This window comes from Marinobacter salinus (genome assembly GCF_001854125.1).
Lineage (GTDB): Bacteria > Pseudomonadota > Gammaproteobacteria > Pseudomonadales > Oleiphilaceae > Marinobacter > Marinobacter salinus.
In genome coordinates, this window is record NZ_CP017715.1 from 2,983,422 (window position 1) to 3,005,160 (window position 21,739).

The following is a 21,739-nucleotide window of genomic DNA, read 5'->3' on the forward strand; positions in this document are numbered from 1 at the left end:
TTTGAATCATTTTAGCCGACTTGGCGTTGTCGATGTTATTCAAAATCTTTTCTGAACTTGAAACGTATTTAGAAGGCACAGTCTTGAGGTTGAGGAGCTTTTACGTTGCATACGCTTTACTGGTTTACACGGGACCTTCGCCTGCATGATAACGCAGCTCTGCTGGCCGCCTCGAAATCAGACATGGTGCTGTGCGTTTATGTGGTCGATCCGCGCTGGTTCCAGCCCGGTCCGCTGCAGAGCAAAGCCATGGGCGATCATCGCTGGCGTTTCCTCTGGCAAAGCCTGATGGCACTGGAGCGCACTCTGAGACCACTGGGACAGCGCCTGCATATCGCCTTTGGCGAGCCCGAGTCCGTGATTCCCGCCTTGGTGCAGGCTCACGGAATCCAGCGAGTGATCCGTTCCCGACAGCCAGGCACCGACGAAGCCCGGCAATGGCAGATGATCAAGGAGCGGAAACCGGACACCCTGTTCCAGCAATTCGAAACCCTGAGTCTGTTTACCGAGGGCTCCCTGCCCATGGAGTTGGGGGATCTGCCGGATACCTTTTCCCAATTCCGAAAACTGGTCGAGAAAACCGGCGAACGCTGTTCCGAGCGTTTACGCATACGCACCCTGACAGCCCTGCCGCCACCTCCAGGATTCCCTGAAGACAACCGGGGCAGCTGCCCACCCATTGCCGAGCCACAACATCCGCTCCGGTTTACCGGGGGCGAAGAGGCGGGGCTGCAACAACTCCGGGACTTCCTGTTCGTCACCCATGCTGTCGACACCTACAAGGAAACCCGCAATGCGCTCGACACCTGGGGCGCCTCCTCCAAATTTTCACCATGGCTTGCCAACGGCTCGCTGTCGGTCCGGGAAGTGGCAGACACCATCACAGAATATGAACGTAGCGAAACCAAAAACGAGTCCACCTACTGGCTCTGGTTCGAACTGCTCTGGCGGGAATATTTTTACTGGTACGCGCTGAAGCACGGCGTCAATCTTTTTCGCCGTGACGGTGTTCAGCGAAAACGCCGCCCCGCCACATTTTATGGACACCGGTTCAAGGCCTGGTGCCAGGGCAATACCGAATACCCTCTGGTAAACGCCGCCATGAACCAGCTTCGTGAAACCGGCTACATGAGCAACCGGGCCAGGCAACTGGTGGCAAGCTGTTTTGTCAACGAGCTGGAGCTGGACTGGCGATATGGCGCGGCATGGTTTGAAGAGCAACTGATCGACTATGATGTAGCAAGCAACTATGGCAACTGGCAATACCTGGCCGGCGTAGGTGCTGACCCCCGCGGGTTGAGGCAGTTCAATCTGGAAAAACAGGCCAAACAGTATGATCCCCTCGACACGTTTGTGGATCGATGGGGTGGCCACGCAGATCAGCCGGTGGGATTACACACAGTGGACGCAGCGGACTGGCCCATTTCATGACAGCATCCAGAGACACCAGCACACCCCGGGAAACCCTCGCGCGGATCATCGACACTGCCCGGCCCGAAACACTGCTTTGTTGTGGCTCGATCGCCGGCGAGGTCGCCGAGATGTGGCAGCAACATAAAGAAGGATCCCGCATCAGGACGCTGGACACCTCTGACCCTAATGCCACGCTGAAGCTGGACATCGTTCAGGACCTGGCGTTGATCTCCGACACCCTTGAGCACCTGCCCCATGACGAGGGCGCGTTATTGCTCGGGCAAATACGTAATTATGGCACTCATCAGATTGCCGTCCTGGTTGGTGAGGCGCCGGACTGGGCCTTTACCGATTTTATCGGTCTGGGGTTCCGGCGCCACGCAGAACTGGACAGCGATAAGGGCCCGCTGACGCTGTACACATACAACCTGGACACATACAACCATAAACGGGCCTGGAACAATCCCAGAAACTGGGCCAATCCGGAAATGTGGGGAAAAGCATGGTGGTGAACAGCGAATCAAAAGAAAACGCAAAAGTGAAGCTCAAGCCAAGCACGATTCGCATCGGCACCCGTTACCGGGCTAACCGGCTCACGGGACCTTATGACGCCATCGTGATCGGCTCCGGCATAGGTGGGCTGACCACCGCGGCCTGCCTCGCCAAGGCCGGCAAAAAGATCCTCGTTCTGGAGCAGCATTATACGGCCGGCGGCTACACCCACAGTTATGCCCGCAATGGCTATGAGTGGGACGTGGGTGTCCACTATATCGGCGATATGGGCTCGCCCAACACCCTCGGTCGTCGGCTGTTCGACTATATCACCGAGGGCAAACTGAAATGGGCCCCCATGGACGAGAACTACGACCGGTTTTTCCTTGGCGACAAGGTCGTTAATCTTCGGGCCGGCAAAGAGGGCTTAAGGCTTTCATTGCTCAGCGCCTTCCCGGATGAACAGGAGGCCATCGACCGCTACGTCGAGCTGCTTGGAAAAGTTGCCGATGGCATGCAGTGGTACACGTTATCCAAACTCACGCCCGGAATCCTCGGCCCGGTAGTGCACAAGGGGTTAGATATTGCTCTGCCGGACTGTTTCAACAAGACCACCTGGGAGGTGTTGAGGGAATTGACCGACAACGAGGAACTGATTGGCGCCATCACCGGCCAGTGGGGCGACTGCGGTGTCACCCCGAAACAGTCCAGCTTCATGGTCCATGCCCTGATTGCCAAGCACTACCTTTACGGAGGCTTTTACCCTGTGGGCGGTGCCTCCGAGATTGCCAAAACCATCATTCCGGTGATCCAGGAACCCGACGGAGAAGTGTTCACCTACGCCGATGTCACGGACATCCTGATTGAAAAGGGCAAGGCCACCGGCGTTCGCATGGCCGACGGTGAGGAAATCCGGGCGCCACTGGTCATCAGCAACGCCGGGATCATCAATACCTTTGAAAAACTGCTGCCGGAGGATGTTGCGGAAAACGCCGGTTACCACAGCAAGCGCGAGCACATAACGCCTTCCATGCCGCACATTGGGCTGTATATCGGCCTTAAAGGCACGCCGGAACAGCTTGGCCTGCCCCGCACCAATTTCTGGATTTACCCCAGTGCTGACCACGACGGTAATGTCCAGAAATTCATCAAGAATCCCGAGCACAGCGAGTTCCCGGTGGTCTACATATCGTTCCCGGCGGCCAAAGACCCGGATTACCAGAACCGGTGGCCCGGCACCTCAACCATCGAAATTGTCGCGCCCACCACCTGGGAGATGTTCGAGCCCTGGGCTGACACCATCTGGGGCAAGCGTGGTGAAGATTATGAAGCGATGAAGGAGCGCATCACTGACCAGGTGCTGGAGGTCATGTACGCAAAACTGCCCCAGTTACGCGGCAAGGTCGACTATGTCGAAACCTCCACACCACTGTCCACAGCCTGGTTCTGCCGATACGGGCGGGGCGAACTCTACGGCCTTGACCACACCCCGGAACGGTTTGAGCAGGACTGGCTGAAGCCCAAGACCGATATCCCGGGGCTCTATCTGACCGGGCAGGATGTTCTGACCTGCGGCGTGGTGGGCGCAATGATCGGCGGCCTGGTGACAACGCTCGCCATCCGGGGTTGGCGTGGTGCGGGCCTGGCCAAACGTATTTTTGTCGGGTAGCCAACACGTCAGTTGGCGATCGACCGTTGGCAAAACCATCAGTCCTGGGCGATCATACGCCCTCACAATTCGTCAGCGTAAAGGACAATGTTTCATGGCCCTGTTCAGCCAGAAAAATGCTGAGAAGCAATTGAAATCAGAGGCAGAAAAGGTTCATCGCGAAGACCTTGAAAGCCTGCTTGAGCGCCAGCGGGCTATTGAAGAGAAGGTAAAGAACAGCGGCAAGCTCAAACGCTTCAGCGCCGACATCAAACTGATGTTCTCGATGGTCCGTGACTACTGGAACGGCAACTACCGCAGCGTACCCTGGAAAACCATCGCGGCTGTCGCCGGGGCCCTGCTGTACGTTCTCAACCCGCTGGATGTTATTCCCGATATCATTCTCGGTTTCGGTTTCCTGGACGATGCCGGGGTAGTAGCCCTGTGCCTGAAGATGGTTGAGTCGGACCTTCATCGCTATGCGGCGTGGAAGGAACACACGGAAGATCTGAGCCAATCGCCTCAATCCAATTGATTGAATAGTGAACTACCGGTAATCTCAACCCCCGACCATTAACCAAACACCTGCCTCCGGAGAAAACGTGGATTTCGCCACCCTGATCGGCCTCGTTGGGGCCATCGTTCTGATCGCATCAGCCGTTATCCTCGGAGTATCACCCGATGTTTTTCTCAACGGTCCGTCTCTTCTGATTGTTCTCGGGGGCAGCGTGCTGGTGGTGCTGGCGAAGTTCAGCTTCTCCCAGTTCTTTGGTGCCTTCGGAGCGGCCATCCGCGCCTTCAAGTTCAAACTCCCCGAAACCCGTTCCGCCATCGACGAGCTGGTGGACGTCGCCCAGGTGGCCCGCAAAGAGGGGGTACTTGGCCTTGAAGGCCGGGATGTAGAGTCGCCCTTTCTCGGGCAGGGAGTGCAGATGCTGGTGGATGGCCAGAATGGCGAAACCATCAAACAACTGCTCAGCAAAGAGCGGCTGATGACGCTCGACCACAACCGCTCCGGCGCCAAGGTTTTTACCGCCCTGGCGGATGTCGGCCCAGCCATGGGGATGATCGGAACACTGATTGGCCTGGTGCAGATGTTGTCCAACATGGAAGACCCCAAATCCATCGGGCCAGCCATGGCCGTTGCACTGCTGACCACGCTTTATGGCGCCATGCTGGCGACAATGATTGCCTCGCCCATCGCAGACAAACTGTCACTGCGGATGACCGAAGAGGCTCGCATGCAGTCGCTTTATATCGACGCGCTGGTGGCGATCCAGGAAGGCACCAACCCGAGGGTCATTGAGCAGTTGCTTTCCAGTTACCTGCCACCAAAAGAGCGCAACAAGGTCGCTGAGCCGGAAGCTGCGGGCGGATAATCCATGGACGAATTACCTGAAGAGGAAAAACCGGGAATCCCAGCCTGGGTGGTGACATTTGCGGACCTGATGTCGCTACTGATGTGTTTCTTCGTTCTCCTGTTGTCGTTTTCGGAGATTGATGCCCAGAAGTTCAAGCAGATCGCAGGTGAGCTTTCCCAGGCGTTCGGTGTTCAGCGCGAAGTACCGGCGCTCGAAATCCCGCAAGGCACCAGCCCCATTTTTGACAAGTTCTCCCCCGCACCACCAGAGCCCACCGTGGTTAATGAGGTCAAGCAGACCACAACAGACCAGCAACCCGAACTCCAGACACTGAAAAGCCCGACAGAGCAGTCGGTGGAGTCGGCCATGCAGGAAACCATGGATCAGAGCACCGAGCAGATCATGACAGTGCTTGAAGAAGCAATCCGTGATGGCCGGATCAATGTCGCACAGGACCAGCGCCGCATTGTGATCCGGGTAGAGGAAAAAGGCTCGTTTCCGTCCGGCTCCGCGGAACTGACATGGGAGTTTGAAGGGCTGCTGCTTGAGATGGCCAAAGTGCTGGCCAATATTCCCGGCGAACTGACGGTTGAAGGGCACACTGACGATGTCCCTATCCGCACCGCGCGTTTCTACAGCAATTGGGACCTGTCTGCGGCACGCTCCGCCGCTGTCGCCAATGTGCTGTTGGCCACCGGGGATGTCGCGCCCACCCGGCTGGCGGTCAAGGGGCTTGCCGATACCGAACCCCGTGTTCCAAATTCATCCGCTGAAAACCGCGCCAAGAACCGCCGGGTGGAAATTATTATTGACCTTTCCGGTCCACTGCAGGAGCAGGAAATAGAGCTGAAAGAACTGATTGAGTCTGGATCCCGGGATCAGGAGGCCGTCATCGGTATCGAGTCCGGAAGTACGCCTCCGGGTGAAATCAGCTGGTAACCATCAGAGCCTTTCATGCAGCCAATTCAGTGCATGCCTGCCAGAATTGCACCTCATTAGTGCACAAATACCCCGTCACGTCTCCCACTAGCGTCCTGGCATTCGGCCAAGCTCCTGCCCGTCATTGATTTGCATTATTTTGGAACACCAATTGCTTGTTGTGCACCTTACCAATGCACAGACAGCCCGACAGAGGCTGACAAACACAACATCAGGAGCGAAAAACCCGTGGACATCACGAGTGCAGTACACACCCTGACCGAAAGCGCCAACACACTCTTTATTCTTATCGGTGCCATCATGGTACTGGCCATGCACGCCGGCTTTGCCTTCCTGGAAGTGGGCACCGTTCGCCACAAGAACCAGGTCAACGCCCTGGTCAAAATCATGACCGATTTCGGCGTCTCTGCAGTACTCTATTTCTTCGTCGGCTACTATGTTGCCTATGGCAGCCACTTCATGACCGGAGCCGCTGAGCTGACCGCCGGCAATGGCTATGAACTGGTGAAGTTTTTCTTCCTGATGACCTTTGCTGCAGCCATTCCGGCCATCGTCTCCGGCGGTGTCGCGGAGCGCGCCAAATTCTATCCGATGCTGATCGCCTCCGGTTTGATTGTCGGGCTGGTTTATCCCTTCTTCGAAGGCCTGATCTGGAACGGTAACTTTGGCTTTCAGAGCTGGCTGGAGACCCAGTTTGGTGCAGCTTTCCATGACTTTGCCGGCTCTGTTGTAGTGCATGCTGTGGGTGGCTGGGTCGCGCTCGCCGCTATCCTGCTGCTGGGCGCCCGAAACGGCCGCTATCGGAATGGCCGTGTGGTTGCCTTCGCACCGTCAAACATTCCATTCCTGGCCCTTGGCGCCTGGATCCTGACCGTCGGCTGGTTTGGCTTTAACGTCATGTCTGCCCAGACCCTTGATGGCATTAGTGGTCTGGTCGCCGTCAACAGCCTGATGGCGATGGTCGGTGGCATTCTCGTGGCCATGGTGCTGGGCAAGAAAGACCCTGGCTTCATTCACAACGGCCCGCTGGCTGGCTTGGTCGCCGTGTGCGCTGGCTCCGATCTCATGCATCCTGTTGGTGCACTCATCACGGGCGCAGTGGCTGGCGGCGTTTTTGTCTACCTGTTCGAATGGGCCCAGGACAAGATCGAGCGCCTGGACGATGTTCTGGGTGTCTGGCCCCTGCACGGTGTCTGTGGTGTCTGGGGCGCCATTGCCTGCGGCATCTTTGGCCAGGAAGCTCTGGGTGGCCTCGGCGGAGTCAGCCTGATGTCCCAGCTCATCGGCGCGGTTGCAGGTGTCGTTGTTGCCTTTGTTGGCGGCCTGATCGTCTATGGCGCAGTCAGGGCCGTCTCCGGCCTGCGGTTGACCGAGGAAGAAGAATTCAATGGGGCGGACTTGAGCATCCACCGCATCGGCGCAACAGCCGTCGAATAAACGTCGGGTTTGCTGATGCATTTAACAGGCGGCCATCTGGCCGCCTGTTTTATTTTACATGCCCCCAATTGACAGATGTCCGGCGGTCGCCTTTCATTAAAAGGCAATAATAAGAGCAAATCCACACCGACTGGCCCGCCTTTTGCTGCCTATTGTTCCCATAGGTGCCAAACCCACTGGCACGGTCAAGGGAGACGAGCAGAATCATGCTGATTCAGACACCAGACGAAGGCCTGTATGACGAGTTGTTCGATCAAGACAACCGGGTGCGATCTCATTACAAGATGCTCGAAGAGTGGCTGGTCAACGCGGATGAAGACCTGATCGCGGAAAAGCGACGGGAAGCCGACGTACTGTTCCAGCGACTCGGTATCACCTTCAACGTCTATGGGGAGGACCAGGGGGCAGACCGCCTGATTCCGTTTGACCTCATTCCAAGGGTCATATCCGCCAGCGACTGGCAGAAACTTCAGGCCGGGCTGCGCCAGAGGGTGCAGGCACTCAATCGTTTCCTGTTCGATATCTACCACGGCTACGACATTGTCCGGGCCGGCGTCATCAGTGCCGAGCAGGTGTTTGCCAACCCCCAGTACCAGCCCGGCATGCAGGACCTGAAACTGCCGCGCAACCTGTACTCCCATATTGCCGGTATCGACCTGATCCGCCATAACGACGGCGACTTTTATGTGCTGGAGGACAACCTCCGCTGCCCCAGTGGTGTGTCCTACATGCTGGAAAACCGGCGCATGATGATGCGGCTGTTCCCGGAACTGTTTGCCCACTCTCCGGTCGCGCCCATTGACCACTACCCCAATCTGCTGGGGGAAACCCTGCGGGCGGCGTCACTAAAACCCGATCCTACCGTCGTCGTACTTACACCCGGGCGCTTCAACAGTGCCTATTTCGAGCATGCCTTTCTGGCACGTCAAATGGGTGTGGAACTGGTGGAGGGCGCGGATCTCTTCGTACACCAGAACAAGGTTTACATGAAAACCACGGTGGGCCCTCAGCAGGTGGATGTTATTTATCGCCGTGTCGATGATGACTTCCTGGATCCGCTGGCTGGCAATCCGGACTCAATGCTGGGCGTGCCCGGACTTTATGCAGCCTATCGCACGGGCAATGTTGTACTCACCAACGCCATGGGCACCGGTGTGGCAGATGACAAGTCCATTTATCCCTATGTTCCTGACATGATCCGGTTCTATCTGGACGAGGAGCCGATCCTGAAAAACGTCCCCACCTGGCAGTGTCGCAAGGAAAAAGATCTGCAATACGTGCTGGATCACCTGCCTGAGCTGGTGGTAAAAGAGGCTCAGGGCGCAGGCGGCTACGGCATGCTCATCGGCCCCAAGGCCAGCAAAAAAGAACTCTCGACTTTCCGCAGCCTGCTGAAGGCCCGGCCGCAGGATTACATTGCCCAGCCCACACTCAGCCTGTCCACCTGCCCGACCTTTGTGGATGAGGGCGTCGCGCCCCGGCACCTGGACCTGCGTCCGTTCGTGCTGTCAGGAAAGAAAATACAGATGGTGCCCGGCGGCCTCACCCGCGTCGCCCTGAAAAAAGGCTCTCTCGTGGTGAACTCGTCACAAGGCGGCGGCACCAAAGACACCTGGGTAATGGAGGATGACTTATGCTGAGCCGCGCTGCCTCCAGCCTGTTCTGGATGGCCCGTTATCTGGAGCGGGCAGAAAGCCAGGCACGACTGCTTGACGTCAGTCTCACCATGGCGTTGATTGATGTGCCGGAAGATCGGGTGGAACAGCTCTCGGTACCCTTGCTGGTGTCCGGAACCCGGGAAGTCTTCTTTGAACACTATAAAGAGATCACGCCACAGAACCTGATTGACTTCCTGCTGCTGGATGACCGCCACCCTGCAAGCGTCTACAACATCATTGGCAGTGCCCGTGACAATGCCCTGCATGTCCGCGGAAATTTGTCTGCCGATGTCTGGGAGAGCATCAACCAGGCCTGGCTCGAGCTCAAGGAACTTCGCAAGAAGGGGGTGACGGAGTCCAATGCCAGCACCGTTTTTGACTGGGTCCGTGAACGGTCCCACATGTTCCGGGGGGCGGCCTACGGCACGCTGCTACGAAACGATGCCTTCCACTTCCTGCGCCTCGGCACGTTTATTGAGCGTGCTGACACAACGGCAAGAGTGCTCGACATCCGTCATGTCATGGCCATGAGGGCTATGGAGCAGCAAGCCACCCAGGCATTCTTTGAGTGGACCGCGGTCCTGCACTCCCTGGCGGCCTTCGAGGCTTATCAGAACACCTATGGCCATAACCTGGAACCCATGAACGTTGCTGAGCTGCTTATTCTGGAGCCCGACGTACCCCGGTCCCTGCATGGCTGCCTGAAGGAAATCGCCAGCCTGCTCGAGCAGGTCGAAAGCGGAGACGCAAAGCGCTCCCGACGGCTGGCCTCCAGTTTATACGCCAACATTCATTATGGTGACCGCGACTACATCGCGGAGCGCGGCCTCAATGAGTACCTGGTGGACTTTCTTGATCGCATTCAGGGTATTGCCGGGCAAATCCAGAAAGATTACATGGGGTGGTAACAATGAGACTCAACATTCGTCACGAGACGCGATATACCTACGAAACCCCGGTTCAGAACAGCATTCAGTATATCCGGCTGACACCGCGCAACACGCCACAGCAGCGAATCCACGACTGGAAACTCCACACGCCGGGCGAAACCAGCCAGATGACGGATGGGTTCGGCAACCCGGTAACCGTAATGACCTTCGATGAAGCCGTCCCGGAAATCGTCCTGACAGCAGAGGGCGTGGTGGACCTCACCGGCAAGCCGTTGACCCGCGACGACTCCCCCTTCCCGCCCCAGGTATTTTTGCGGCACACGGTGCTGACCGAAACGGACAAGGCCCTCAAGAAGTTCGCCAGCCAATACTCCTCCAACAAGCGCAGCCTCGTGCGTCTGATGAAGCACCTTCGCGAGCACATTGCGTTCATGCCCGGTGCCACGACCGTCACCCATACCGCCTGCGAAGCCTTCAAGCTGGGCGCCGGCGTGTGTCAGGACCACACCCATATTTTCATTGCCTGCTGCCGGCATATTGGCGTTCCGGCCCGGTACGTCAGCGGCTATATACATTCGACCAGCGATGATCACGTTGCCACTCACGCCTGGGCCGAAGCCTGGATTGGCAGCAACTGGCATACCTTTGATGTGGTCAACACCCTGAATGTGGCAGAAAGTCACATCAAACTCGCCGTCGGTCTCGACTATCGGGATGCTGCCCCTGTGCGGGGAGTGCGTAGCGGTGGCGGCATGGAACACATGGAAACCAGGGCCTGGGTTACGAAAGCGACCGGCAGTCAGTAACAAAAAACCTGAAAATGCGACAATAAACCACTCACACCCGACCGGGGGTTATGATTAGACTACGCTCGTTTGAAAAAGCCTTATCAGGAGGGCTTCATGACCTATTGCGTAGCGATGCGACTGGCCGACGGGCTTGTATTCGCATCCGACTCCCGGACGAACGCCGGTTTCGACCAGATTTCCACATTTCGCAAAATGCACGTGTTCGAGCAGCCAGGGGAGCGCGAGCTGGTGCTGTTGTCAGCGGGCAATCTGGCCACCAGCCAGAGCGTCATCAGTCTGCTTGAGCGGCGGGCAGGCACCGACATAGCGAATGTTTTGAATACCGCCTCCATGTTCGAAACCGCAGAAATCGTCGGCCAGACCATGCGGGAAGTTATCAAACGGGACAATCCGGATGGCAAGCTCCACCAGGTGGATTTCAGCTGTTCGCTGATTCTTGGCGGTCAGATCAAAGGCGAATCGCACCGCCTGTTCAACATCTACCCGGAAGGTAATTTCATTGAGGCCACCGAGGAAACGCCCTATTTCCAGATCGGCGAATCAAAATACGGCAAGCCGATTATCGACCGGATCGTGAACTTCCAGACAACCCTGGACCGGGCTTACCAGTGCGCACTGATCTCCTTTGACTCGACCATGAAAAGCAATCTGTCCGTGGGCATGCCCCTGGACGTGGCAATCTATCGAAAGGATGGACTCAAGCCCTGCTTTACCGACCGGGTGGAAGAACAGTGCGACTATTTCCATACCCTCAGACAGCAGTGGCACCAGGGTATCCAGGAGCTGTTTTCAAGCCTCGAGCCACCGGGCCTCGGTTGACTGGCTATTCTTGATCATAGCCAGTCAGTTCCATATAGCCCTCGCCTGAATGGCTTCCCGACAGGCTGACCGGGCTTTCCCAGTAGGAATAAAGCCCGGTATTGCGGTAGTCTCCGGCCGGAGCCGCCACGGTAATATCGACCTGATAGTCAGGTAACTGAAGTCGCCAGCGAACCGGCGTCTGCCCACTGAACGCCAGAGGCGTCAGCACTATTTCACTGGCTGACAACGCCCTGGGGCTCCCATTTGCAGGAATCCAGGTTCCGGACTCAAACGCCTCGCCGTCATCCCGCAAACGAAACACCATGAGTTTGTCGCCGGAATCCAGGTGCAGCGCAAACCAGTCCCAACCCTGCTGGCCGGCTTTCAGGAACTGGCTGCTCCACTCGCGATCAAACCAGCCCCGGCCAGTTACCGCCAGTGTTTCCCCCTCCACCGTCACATTTCCCTCAATGGCAATATCCACCAGACTGAAGTACATGGAACCTTCACCACTGGCAGATTTAGCGCTGAAGCCATTGTCACCGTGGGCCACAGGATTACCTTCGATACGTAATTGCAGATCATAGGACCAGTCGGGGGCTCCAGCTTGCAATCGCCAATTGCCGGGCTCCCGCTGCTGATCGAGTTGCCAGTCATCCAGCCAAACCCTGAAGGGATCTGCCACCGCGCCGGCATGACCGATATCACCCCGGGCAAGCTTCTCGGCAAACAGGTGCTGGCCATCGAGACTGATGGCGGCGTGGGCCATCCATGCTGCCTGGAGCGGCCAACGGGAAGGAGAGGGCGGCAACTGGTCAGCAGGTCTGGGCTGGATGGCCTGTCGGAACTGGGTCCACTGCACTCCCAGGGGGCGCCCATCGGATGTCTCAAGATTGGCGGTCAGGTACCACCATTCAATCCGGTGCCGGGGATGGGGTCCAAAGTCCTCCGGGAAGTGCAGCCGGTCGCCCGGTCCGGGCTGCAGGAATGACGACTGTGGGCCGGCTTTGCTGCCGCTGGCAAGGCCGGCAAAGCCGGCATCCTCCGATTCACCGGAACATCCGGCAACAGCCAGAGCAACCCAGAGCAAAAGCCACCAAGGCCTCATCGTTCCCCTCCGGCCAGCCCACTGGCGGACGTTGGTATCGTTGTGGGCCGCCTTAGCTGACGCCCCATCAAGGCAGCAATGCTCAACCCGATTCCCAGGCTGAGCATTCCCAGCTCCAGCCAGAATTCAGGGTACACCGCCATTGGCAGGGACCAGCCAAACGCCAGTGGATTGATGCGATGGACCAGCACCCAGGTCAGCCAGATTCCAAGAGGGAGCGCCAGTGCAGCCGTGCCCACGGTCAGGGCTACCGCCAGTTTCACCAACTGACCGGCCAGCTCTCTTCTACGCAGGCCCCACACGGCCAACAAACGGAAATACCAGACGCGAGTAGAGAAGAACACCCACCCCATAATAAGCAGTGCGGCGGCGGCAAGGACCAGCGTCAGGAACGTGATCGCCCGGGTCAACAGGAAGGTCTGGTCAAACACGGCATCCGCCAGTGCACGCACCCGTTTGTTATCCCGAACAGTAACCTGCTCCGTATTCCAGACCTGCTTCAGGCCAACTCTGAGCGTATCAATGCTGGCCCGTCCCGGGCTGATGGAAAAACTTTCGAAGGATGGCTCAAACGACGCCGGCAATCGGGCCGCGTTAAGCAAGACCTCACCCGCCGGACGCCCGTAATCGGGATAGACACCCAGAACCGACAACGAGAGTTCTTCGCCGGCAACAACGAGCAAGACAGTATCTCCGACTGCGAGAGCGCGCCGGCGGGCCAGTTGCTCGTTAACCATAACGCCCATCCCGCCAGCGAGTGCCTGCCAGGCGTTGTCGGCGGCACTCTGCAGGGCCCAGTCCGTGAGCAGAGGTCCCACGGGAGCGATGGCAAGCACATCCACCGATTGCTCGTAATCACCGGTTTTTTCAATGATCCGCGCGTCACCCCGAAGCACCCGATGCCATTCACCGGTTTCTGAAAGCACCGTGTGCGCCTGAAGCCACTCTACCGCCGGCTGGGCATCAGCACCTGCCGGCACTTCAATGTAATAATCCGCCGCCAGGCGCTGGGACAACCACTGATCGAAGGTCTCCTCGAATACCGTCACCAGGGCCTGCACTGCCAGCACCATTGCCAGCGCAAACTGCAATGCCACCACAGGCAACATGAGCCGTCGGGCAAGAACACCCAGCTCCGAATAACGCCAGCGTTTCAGGGGGTCCTGCTGACGCCCGGCCTGCCAGCGCGCAAAACCTGCGATCGCTCTCGGTGAAAGGATTCCAGCACCCATGAAAACCAGCGCTACGGCCAGGAACACCAGGACCAGAGAATCAGCAAACAGCGCAAGCGCCAACCCCGCCAGGAGAGCCACCAGGGCCAGTAGTCGAACTCGTCCCACCGAGAGCATCAGAGAGGCCCTTGCCGGAAGTTTGAGGATGTCAGCAAGACAGACAAAGACAACCACCGCCATCATGGTCAGAACCGGGATCAACCAATTTTCCCCCTGCCCTGTATACAGGGGGATATCAAACAGACCTTCCAGCGCCTGGCCGAAGCTACTGCCCAGGACTCGGGCCAGAAGCCGGCCCAGCCAGACGCCGGGGACAACGCAGAGCAACGCAAGCAGGACAATCTCAAACACCAGCAGCCGGTTCAGCAAGGGGCGCGGCACGCCATACCGATGGAGCAGGGCAAAACTGTCACGCCGTTGCGCCATGCCCAGTTGATGAACACTGCGCAAGAGCAACGCAGTGATCAGTAATACCAGAACCCCAAGGGCATCCAGATTGAGCAGGAAACTGTCGCCCAGCTCGCCGGTATCCGGCCCCAGTGAGAAAGCGGTTTCGCGATACCCGGTAGGCAAAGCCGACGGATCGGTCCTGTCCGATACCAGCAACGACAGAACGGACCGGGCATCCTGACCGGAATCCGCCAGGTCGGCGGCCTCACTGATGTCCAGAAAGGGTTTGCCATCCAGAGGCTGACGCCCGGGGGAGACGCCTTCTCCGGTATTGCCGAAACAGGCTGCGGCCAGCGGATCAATGCCGATGACACGCCCGGCAGGCGCTGGCCGAACCACCTCAAGCCAGGGCATGACACAGAGCCCGTCGCGCCGAAGCCTGACAAAATCCTGCACGGTGAGCTTCTGGCCATCGGTGCGCTCAATCTGTCTGCGCTCCGCAACGGCCCGCTCACTCTGCCCGAGGCTTGCACGCGCCTGATCGGTAAGGTGGCTGACGCCAGTCCACAGCATGGTCGCGACCACAATCATGACAGCGAGCGCCAGCAATTGCAGAGGATGACGGCGATAGTGACTGAACAGGGCCGGGAGAAATGTCATGGCGGGCCTAAGACGATGCCCGGTGGGCAAGGTCCAGCCGTTGATCGCACCGGGCCGCCAGTTCGGCATCGTGAGTAGCCAGGATCAGGCCGCAACCAAAGTCTGACTGAAGCCGGAACAATTCGTCGGCGACCTCATCCGCTGTCAGCCGGTCAAGACTGCCGGTGGGTTCATCGGCAAGTATCAGGGCAGGCTCCATGGCAAACACCATGGCCAGAGCGGCGCGTTGGCGCTGGCCACCTGAAACCTGGTCCGGGTAACGGTCCGCAAGGCTGCCGATCGCGAGACGATCCAGCCAGGTGGCACAAGCCGACTCATCTTTCCCGGCCAGCTTTGCTCTGAGACGAACGTTGTCCAGCAACGACATGGCAGGCATCAGGTTGGCCTCCTGGAACACCACACCGAGGTGCTGCCGGCGCAAATCGGCCCAGCGCCGTTCCCCGGAATGCCCATTGCTCGTCAAACCGCTGTCAAACACGTTCCCCGCAATCGATATTGTTCCGGAATCCGGCAACTCAAGCCCGCACAACAGGTTCAGGAGCGTGCTTTTCCCGGACCCCGAACGGCCCATCAATGCCAGCGATTCACCGGCGGCCAGTGCCAGCGAGATATCTGATAACACCGGAATCTGCTCTACACCGCTTTGAAAGCTCTTGGCCAGTCTGCTAACGCTTAACAGCGCCTCGTTCATGCTTTATCCCGTGGTCAGTCCTCAGCACCCAGAAGTTGTGCGGTCGTACCGTGGCGCTCAGCCCGCCACTCCCGGAACTCCTCAAGCCAGGACAGCAGGGCCGGAATCACCAGCAGCACCAGCAATGTCGACAGTCCCAGCCCAAACGCAATCGATGTCGCCATGGGAATCAGGAACTGGGCCTGCAGCGAGGTCTCGAAAAGTAGCGGCAGCAGCCCTCCGATGGTGGTCAGGGAGGTCAGCAAAACCGCCCTGACCCGCTGGACTGTCGCTTCGTTGAGGGCATCGGTAATGCCCAGTCCTTTCTGCCGTTGCTGATTGTAGAAAGCTACGAGAATAATGGCGTTATTGACCACAATTCCCGACAGACCGAACAACCCGAACAGCGACAGAATGGTCAGCTGAAGCCCCATCAGCCAGTGTCCCAGCAGGCCACCAACAAGTGCAAAAGGAATAATGGCCATGACGATCAAAGGCAGACTCCAGGACGCGAATACCCAGACCAAGACCACATACATCAGGCCAAGACCAATCATCAGGCCGGTCTTCATGTCGTTCATGGTTTCCCGCTGGTCCGCCGCACGTCCTTCGAAGCTATAGCGCACATTGAACCGGCTGGCGATGTCCGGCAGGGCCGTTGCCTGCAAGCTGGCCAGGATCTGGTCGGTGGTGCTGACACTGGTGTTCAGCCCCGAGGTTACCTCTACCGAGAGCTTGCCATCGGCGTGACGCAGGGCCTGAAACCCCTGCCGGTGGTCGAGATTCATAACCTGGCTCAGCGGAACAAAGCGACCGTCCGGCACTCGCACGGTCATTTGAGACATCGTGGATAAACGCTCCCGCTGTGCCTGAGGCAACTGCACCCTTACTTCAACCTCATCCCGGCCGTCCTGGTAGATCTGGGCAATGCGACCGTCAAAGGCAGCCCGCAATTGCCGCCCCAGATCCGAGGTGGTCAGGCCGAGTACTTCACCGGCAGCGCTGACCTGATAAATCAACTGCTCCCGGCCCCAGGGCATATCGTCTTCCACGTCCAGCACCCCGGGCAACGTCGCCAGCGCCTGGCTCAGTTCGTCGGCGGCGCTCTTGAGCTTCCCGGCGTCATCTCCGGTCAGTCGCACATTGACATCCCGACCCGGTGGTCCCGCCTGCCGCTCAGAAATATTCAGGTTGTCCAATCCCGCCGGGAGTGCCAACCGACTGCGCCATTCGCTGATGAATTCAGGGTTACGTACAGATCGTCGATCCGAGGGCACCAGCTCAATCATCATTGAACCCAGCTCGTCGCCAGACCGGGAGCTGCCTTCGGCCCCGAGCGTCGCACCCTGGGTGGTCACTGCGTGCAGGATCAGATCGCCTCCAAGATCGGCCTCCGTTTCGTTAAGCGCCTGCTGCATATTCCCCAGAAATCCATTGACCGTCCCGCGATCGGTTCCTGCCACAAAACTCGCATTGGCATAGAACACCGAAGGCTCAGGCGTCGGGAAAAAATTGAATCCAAGTCGGCCACCGGCCAGCAGCCCTACGGTCAGAAGCGCCACAGCCATGGCTCCGGCCACGGTGACACCCCGGTGTCTGAGACTCAGCATGGAAAAGCGACGAAAAGACCCTTCCCGGAAGCGGTCGAACCACTGTTCAAACCCCTTGCGCAAACGCTCTACCGGATTCGCCTTTTTTGTATCCACACCCTTCCGGTTACCCGTTTTTTTACGGCGGGGCACGAAGGCATGGCGGAGGTGTGCGGGCAAAACGATAAAACACTCCAGCAATGAGGCTATCAGCACACAGATCATCACCGTGGGAATATCGCCCAGGATATTTCCAATAATGCCGCCGACGACCAGCAGGGGCATGAACGCGGCAACCGTAGTCAGCGAAGAGGCCAGTACCGGCCACACCATGCGCTTGGCCGCACCCTCCGAGGCGTATATGGATTCCTCACCCATCCGGGCGTGGGCGTCGGCGTCTTCGCCCACCACAATAGCGTCGTCGACGATCACCCCCAGAGCCATGATCAGTGCAAACAGAGAGATCATATTGATGGAGCCACCGATGCCCCACAGCACTGCCAATGCGGCGAGGAAGGCGGTAGGAATGCCGATGGCAACCCAGAGCGCCACACGCCCCGGCAAGAACAGGTACAGCAGGCACACAACCAGTACCAGACCACCCAGACCGTTGGTTAGCAGCAGTGAGATACGATCATCCAGCAGTTGCCAGGTTTCATCGTAGACCTCCAGCTTTAATGAGGCCGGCAGGGTGGGGCGCGTGTCCTTCAGCCAGGTCTCAAGCACCTTGGCTGCGGCCAGGGAATTGCCGTTTTCAGCCCGCTGTAACTGCAACTCAACCGCCGGCAGACCATCCCGGGTCAGGGTAACCTGACTCTCCCGGGCCTCCTGACGGATGATCGCTATATCGCCCAGCCTCAACTGGATCCGCCCCCCACTGAGTACCGGAATGTTTTCAAACGCCTGGGGGCTCCGGCGCTGTTCCACTGCCCGCAATTCGCGGGTCGCGTCCTGCTGGGCCATCATACCCGCCGGCAAATCGCGAGAAATGGACGCAACGCGGTCGGCAATCTGCTCCAGTGATAAACCCAGGGTCTCAAGCCGCTCCACAGGCACGTCAATGCTGATCTGCTGCTCCGGCAACCCACGGATTGAAACCCGGTCGATCCCCCGCTCAAGCAACTCGTCTTCGTAGCGGTAGACCAGAGCTCTGAGCTCGGCGCGATTCACATCGCCAAACACCAGCAGCCTGGCAACCGGTTCGTAGCGTTCCACGCGGGTGACCTGGGGCTCTTCGGCATCTGCCGGAAGATTGGTAAATTCATCTACTTGCTGCCGGACATCGTCCAGTGCCTGGATCGGATTGGTACCTTCCTGAAACTCCAGAGTGATGGATGAAATGCCCTGGGCAGAAGTGGACGTCATTTTCTTGAGGCCATCGACACTGCGCAGCCGCTGCTCAAGAGGGTCGGTTATACCCTGTTCCACGTCTTCGGCCGAAGCGCCGCTCCACACTACCCGGACACTGACAATATCGAGGGCAAACGTCGGAAAGAACTGAATGTTCATCCGACTCAAGGCCAATGTCCCAGCCAGTAACATCACCAGCATCACCAGGTTGGCGGCGACCCGGTGGTGGACAAAGAAACCGATGATGCCTTTTCTGCGCCTCATGGGCTGGGCTCCCCGGCCTCAGCTGCAAGTTCCACCTTCAGGCCGCTCATGGCATTCGGGAGATGGGTGGTAATCAGCCTGGCACCGGGCATCAACGCCTTCCCCGCAACCACCAGCTGGCGCTCGCCATTCGCCGTTCTTGCCTCTCCAATGCGCTCAACCGTTACCCGTTCCATCCGGCTTTCGCTGTTCATCAGGTAAACCACGCTGGCGCCATACAAGGCACTGAAGGGAATGGCCACCACCGAAGATTGCTCGGGCCGCTCAAGGCTCACCGGCAGCAAACCGCCCGGTCGTATACCGGCGGGTTCGCCGGTCAGAGTCAGAATCGCTTCCGTTCCAGCCGGGCCGGAGGTACCGGCAAAGCGGGCCAATTCAAACCGGTGCTGACGATTTTCACTGAAGGCGTAAAGGCGTTCGCCCCGATCCAGCGCCGCGACCAGCTCCGCCCTGAACATCTCCGGCACCCGGGCCCTCAGTTCAAGCCCCTTCACGGGGTATAGGGAAAGCAACGGCTCATTGCGGGATACCTGATCGCCCGGCGCGACCTGCACATCGGTTATCACACCGTCAAAGGGCGCGGTGACCCGGGCCCGTTCCGCATCTCTGCGCGTGGTGTCCAGAGCCGCTTCTGCCTGGGCCAGACGCGCCTCCAGGCTCTGCAACCGCGAAGGATGCTCATCAATGGCGCGTTGGCGGGTGCTCACTGTCAGCTCTGACCGGGCCAGCGCATCCGTGGCAGCTTCCAGATCCTCCCGGGAAGCCAGATTGCGTTTCACCAGCGAGTCGGTGCGCTCCAGCTGACGTCGGGCATTGTCGCGGATTGCCTGCTCCGTTTTCAGCGCTGCCAGGTCATTTCGATAACGCACCTGCTCAGACCGAATCTGTGCCTGAAGATCATCGACCTGGGCCTCGGCCTGGGCCAGCGCCGGATTAATATCCGCATCTTCCAGCGCCACCAGCAGATCCCCTGTCGTTACCGACTCGCCTTCAGAGACCGGGCGGGCTCCGATACGGCCGGCCAATGTCGCCGTGACATTGACCTGATCCGGCGCCATCACCTCGCCATACAAAGGAAGCACCGGAGTGTGGCTGCCAGGTTCGATCGTCTGTACTTCAACACGCCAGCTTCTCTCTGTGGCTGTGACTTCAGCCGGTTCGGGCCGGGTCATCTTCAGAATCAGGAAACCAAGAACGCCAACTGCAAGAATAATAAGGGGGAGGAGTCGTTTGGACATTACTTCATGGCCAGCTAAGGTAAATGGAACCCAGTAGGTTAACGGGACAGAACTACTATACAATCAAGGTGTCGTTTCGGATTGGAAAACCACACCCGGTGCGTCAATTTCACGCAGGCTTTCGAGCCCGGTCAGTCTTATCGGAGTAAAGCACATTTGTCTGTTGAAGAGCATGTCGGCCTGCTCAATGCGGTGATCCTTAATTCACTGATTGTGACAGTGGTGGTGCTTATCCATCACGAAGCCCTGATTCGCCTCAGCAGCCTGCTCGCCAAAATGCGGCAAAGCCATCGTTTCCGCCTGATCCTGGCCGTATTCGGCGTCCTCATTGCCCATACCCTGGAAGTCTGGATCTTCGCCGGCGCCTACTACTTCATGCACCATGGCTCTGGCTGGGGGGAACTGGCCGGGAACTTCAATGGCAGCCTGCTGGACTGCGCCTATTTCTCATTCAGCACCTTTACCACCCTGGGTTACGGCGACATCGAAGCCTTTGGCAGCCTACGATTCCTGACAGGCATCGAGGGCCTCACAGGGTTGGTGCTCATCACCTGGAGTGCGTCCTTCCTCTTTGTGGAAATGCAGCGCTACTGGCCAACCCGATAATAGACTTTGGTCGAATGCCGGCCATAATGGCGCCTGAAATCTGATCTAATGCCAGTTAATGAAAAATATGGACACCTTCAATACACGTCCGCACTCATCCTCAGATGGCGCAGAACCTCAGCATGGAAAGCTACAGCGAAGCCCAGAAACACCTGGCACGGCCTTATCGCAAAGCGGTTCTTCGGTCCCTCCTGGCCTTTACGTTTGGGGCCGGTCTTCTGTTTTTCTTCCTCAACCTTAAAAACCAGAATTACCCCCTGGCTTATGCAGAGCTTGGGATGGCCGTCTATTCAGCTTTCATTTTCCGGGCCATCTCTGACACGGCTCACCTGGAACGCTGGATCCTGGCCTTCACTCTGCCATTTTTCACCACCATGATGTTTGCGCTTATCTCGCCACGTGCGACCTCAACGGTCTATGCGTGGGTCCTGCTGATACCTATCCTGTCCCATTTGCTCATGGGCCGCCGTCTCGGGCTTCTGATATCGGCTTTCTACATGATCACAGCGGCGGTCATCTTTTTCTTCATGCACAGGAATATGCCCGAGATGATGCAGCCCCTGCCCATTGCCAACATGGGCATCATGTCGCTGACCATTCTTGCCTTCTCTCACATCTACGAGATCACTCGGGAACAGTCCGAATCGCGGCTGCTCAAAATGGCCCAGACCGATGCTCTCACCGGGTTGGCCAACCGGGCCAGGCTCAGCGATGTTTTCTCAAGCGAACGCAAACGCAGTCTTCGCCAGGGTACGCCTCTGTCGGTGCTGCTGCTGGACCTGGACCACTTCAAGCAGGTTAACGATCAACACGGCCACGAGGCCGGCGACCAGGCGCTAAAGCACGTCTCCTCCATTCTCCGGGATGCGCTTCGCGCCACCGACCTGGCGACTCGGCTTGGCGGAGAAGAGTTTGCCCTTCTGCTTTCAGACACGTCAGCGGAACAGGCGCTGACGGTCGCCGACAAAATCCGGAGCAACATAGAGACATCCCCATTTCACCATCAGGGGCAGCCAATCAACCTGACGGTCAGTGGCGGTATCGCCCAGTTTGGCCCGGATGGTGGCGACTTGCGCACTCTGATCAGCCGGGCCGATCAGAGTCTTTATCATGCCAAGGATACCGGCCGGAACACGATCGTCATTGCCGGTACGGTACCAGCCCCTGCGTGACTGGCCCTCTCC

18 protein-coding genes are annotated in these 21,739 nt (G+C 58.3%); 13 read left to right on the forward strand and 5 right to left on the reverse strand.

Going from position 1 to position 21,739, the window contains the following annotated elements; all coding sequences use genetic code 11:
- Positions 1 to 105: 105 nt before the first annotated feature.
- The 11 genes from BKP64_RS13945 to BKP64_RS13995 all read left to right on the forward strand — a co-directional run bounded on the left by BKP64_RS13945 (position 106) and on the right by BKP64_RS13995 (position 11,466).
- A complete protein-coding gene (locus BKP64_RS13945) occupies positions 106 to 1,431 on the forward strand; it encodes a DASH family cryptochrome (RefSeq protein WP_070971292.1) in 1,326 nt (441 codons plus the stop codon).
- Positions 1,428 to 1,925 carry a DUF6231 family protein gene (locus tag BKP64_RS13950; protein WP_227515403.1) on the forward strand — a complete coding sequence of 166 codons (498 nt, stop codon included), beginning with the start codon at positions 1,428 to 1,430 and terminating at the stop codon, positions 1,923 to 1,925. Before BKP64_RS13945 ends, BKP64_RS13950 begins: the two co-directional genes overlap by 4 nt.
- Positions 1,916 to 3,574 carry a phytoene desaturase family protein gene (locus tag BKP64_RS13955; RefSeq protein ID WP_070971295.1) on the forward strand — a complete coding sequence of 553 codons (1,659 nt, stop codon included), beginning with the start codon at positions 1,916 to 1,918 and terminating at the stop codon, positions 3,572 to 3,574. Before BKP64_RS13950 ends, BKP64_RS13955 begins: the two co-directional genes overlap by 10 nt.
- A gap of 94 nt (positions 3,575 to 3,668) precedes the next feature.
- Positions 3,669 to 4,088: a YkvA family protein gene (locus BKP64_RS13960; RefSeq protein WP_070971299.1), complete on the forward strand. Its 420-nt coding sequence runs from the start codon at positions 3,669 to 3,671 to the stop codon at positions 4,086 to 4,088.
- Between the two features lie 67 nt (positions 4,089 to 4,155).
- Positions 4,156 to 4,932, forward strand: coding sequence for a MotA/TolQ/ExbB proton channel family protein (locus tag BKP64_RS13965; RefSeq protein WP_070971303.1), 777 nt, complete (start codon positions 4,156 to 4,158; stop codon positions 4,930 to 4,932).
- Between the two features lie 3 nt (positions 4,933 to 4,935).
- The gene (locus BKP64_RS13970) at positions 4,936 to 5,853 is read left to right on the forward strand and encodes a flagellar motor protein MotB (RefSeq protein WP_070971305.1); all 918 of its coding nucleotides are present in this window, start codon (positions 4,936 to 4,938) and stop codon (positions 5,851 to 5,853) included.
- A 228-nt stretch (positions 5,854 to 6,081) separates the two neighbouring features.
- Positions 6,082 to 7,290, forward strand: coding sequence for an ammonium transporter (locus tag BKP64_RS13975; protein WP_070971308.1), 1,209 nt, complete (start codon positions 6,082 to 6,084; stop codon positions 7,288 to 7,290).
- 206 nt (positions 7,291 to 7,496) lie between these two features.
- Entirely contained in the window at positions 7,497 to 8,930 is a 1,434-nt protein-coding gene (locus BKP64_RS13980) for a circularly permuted type 2 ATP-grasp protein (protein WP_070971311.1), read from the forward strand.
- On the forward strand, positions 8,924 to 9,856 hold the full coding sequence (locus tag BKP64_RS13985) for an alpha-E domain-containing protein (RefSeq protein ID WP_070971314.1): 933 nt from the start codon (positions 8,924 to 8,926) through the stop codon (positions 9,854 to 9,856). Before BKP64_RS13980 ends, BKP64_RS13985 begins: the two co-directional genes overlap by 7 nt.
- 2 nt (positions 9,857 to 9,858) lie before the next feature.
- The gene (locus BKP64_RS13990; RefSeq protein ID WP_070971317.1) at positions 9,859 to 10,644 is read left to right on the forward strand and encodes a transglutaminase family protein; all 786 of its coding nucleotides are present in this window, start codon (positions 9,859 to 9,861) and stop codon (positions 10,642 to 10,644) included.
- Between the two features lie 96 nt (positions 10,645 to 10,740).
- On the forward strand, positions 10,741 to 11,466 hold the full coding sequence (locus BKP64_RS13995) for a proteasome-type protease (protein WP_070971320.1): 726 nt from the start codon (positions 10,741 to 10,743) through the stop codon (positions 11,464 to 11,466).
- Between the two features lie 4 nt (positions 11,467 to 11,470).
- On the opposite strand, the gene BKP64_RS14000 is transcribed toward BKP64_RS13995, so the two are convergent.
- The 5 genes from BKP64_RS14000 to BKP64_RS14020 are packed head-to-tail and all read right to left on the reverse strand — an operon-like array spanning position 11,471 to position 19,949.
- Positions 11,471 to 12,556: a lipocalin-like domain-containing protein gene (locus tag BKP64_RS14000; protein ID WP_070971322.1), complete on the reverse strand. Its 1,086-nt coding sequence runs from the start codon at positions 12,554 to 12,556 to the stop codon at positions 11,471 to 11,473.
- Positions 12,553 to 14,838 carry an FtsX-like permease family protein gene (locus BKP64_RS14005; RefSeq protein ID WP_070971325.1) on the reverse strand — a complete coding sequence of 762 codons (2,286 nt, stop codon included), beginning with the start codon at positions 14,836 to 14,838 and terminating at the stop codon, positions 12,553 to 12,555. Before BKP64_RS14005 ends, BKP64_RS14000 begins: the two co-directional genes overlap by 4 nt.
- Before the next feature lie 7 nt (positions 14,839 to 14,845).
- Positions 14,846 to 15,529 (reverse strand): ABC transporter ATP-binding protein, encoded by a 684-nt coding sequence (locus BKP64_RS14010; protein ID WP_070971328.1) that lies wholly within the window; start codon positions 15,527 to 15,529, stop codon positions 14,846 to 14,848.
- A gap of 14 nt (positions 15,530 to 15,543) precedes the next feature.
- A complete protein-coding gene (locus tag BKP64_RS14015) occupies positions 15,544 to 18,711 on the reverse strand; it encodes an efflux RND transporter permease subunit (RefSeq protein WP_070971333.1) in 3,168 nt (1,055 codons plus the stop codon).
- On the reverse strand, positions 18,708 to 19,949 hold the full coding sequence (locus BKP64_RS14020; RefSeq protein WP_070971336.1) for an efflux RND transporter periplasmic adaptor subunit: 1,242 nt from the start codon (positions 19,947 to 19,949) through the stop codon (positions 18,708 to 18,710). Before BKP64_RS14020 ends, BKP64_RS14015 begins: the two co-directional genes overlap by 4 nt.
- Before the next feature lie 156 nt (positions 19,950 to 20,105).
- On the opposite strand from BKP64_RS14020, the gene BKP64_RS14025 reads away from it, so the two are divergent.
- A complete protein-coding gene (locus tag BKP64_RS14025) occupies positions 20,106 to 20,555 on the forward strand; it encodes a potassium channel family protein (RefSeq protein WP_083329318.1) in 450 nt (149 codons plus the stop codon).
- A gap of 122 nt (positions 20,556 to 20,677) precedes the next feature.
- Positions 20,678 to 21,727, forward strand: a complete 1,050-nt coding sequence (locus BKP64_RS14030; protein ID WP_070973693.1) for a GGDEF domain-containing protein — start codon at positions 20,678 to 20,680, stop codon at positions 21,725 to 21,727.
- Positions 21,728 to 21,739: the final 12 nt, after the last annotated feature.

Coding starts and splice junctions, on each gene's coding strand:
- BKP64_RS13950 (WP_227515403.1), top strand. CDS start 1,428: ATGACAGCATCCAGAGACACCAGCACACCCCGGGAAACCCTCGCGCGG.
- BKP64_RS13955 (WP_070971295.1), top strand. CDS start 1,916: ATGGTGGTGAACAGCGAATCAAAAGAAAACGCAAAAGTGAAGCTCAAG.
- BKP64_RS13960 (WP_070971299.1), top strand. CDS start 3,669: ATGGCCCTGTTCAGCCAGAAAAATGCTGAGAAGCAATTGAAATCAGAG.
- BKP64_RS13970 (WP_070971305.1), top strand. CDS start 4,936: ATGGACGAATTACCTGAAGAGGAAAAACCGGGAATCCCAGCCTGGGTG.
- BKP64_RS13980 (WP_070971311.1), top strand. CDS start 7,497: ATGCTGATTCAGACACCAGACGAAGGCCTGTATGACGAGTTGTTCGAT.
- BKP64_RS13985 (WP_070971314.1), top strand. CDS start 8,924: ATGCTGAGCCGCGCTGCCTCCAGCCTGTTCTGGATGGCCCGTTATCTG.
- BKP64_RS13990 (WP_070971317.1), top strand. CDS start 9,859: ATGAGACTCAACATTCGTCACGAGACGCGATATACCTACGAAACCCCG.
- BKP64_RS13995 (WP_070971320.1), top strand. CDS start 10,741: ATGACCTATTGCGTAGCGATGCGACTGGCCGACGGGCTTGTATTCGCA.
- BKP64_RS14000 (WP_070971322.1), bottom strand. CDS start 12,556: ATGAGGCCTTGGTGGCTTTTGCTCTGGGTTGCTCTGGCTGTTGCCGGA.
- BKP64_RS14005 (WP_070971325.1), bottom strand. CDS start 14,838: ATGACATTTCTCCCGGCCCTGTTCAGTCACTATCGCCGTCATCCTCTG.
- BKP64_RS14010 (WP_070971328.1), bottom strand. CDS start 15,529: ATGAACGAGGCGCTGTTAAGCGTTAGCAGACTGGCCAAGAGCTTTCAA.
- BKP64_RS14015 (WP_070971333.1), bottom strand. CDS start 18,711: ATGAGGCGCAGAAAAGGCATCATCGGTTTCTTTGTCCACCACCGGGTC.
- BKP64_RS14020 (WP_070971336.1), bottom strand. CDS start 19,949: ATGTCCAAACGACTCCTCCCCCTTATTATTCTTGCAGTTGGCGTTCTT.
- BKP64_RS14030 (WP_070973693.1), top strand. CDS start 20,678: ATGGAAAGCTACAGCGAAGCCCAGAAACACCTGGCACGGCCTTATCGC.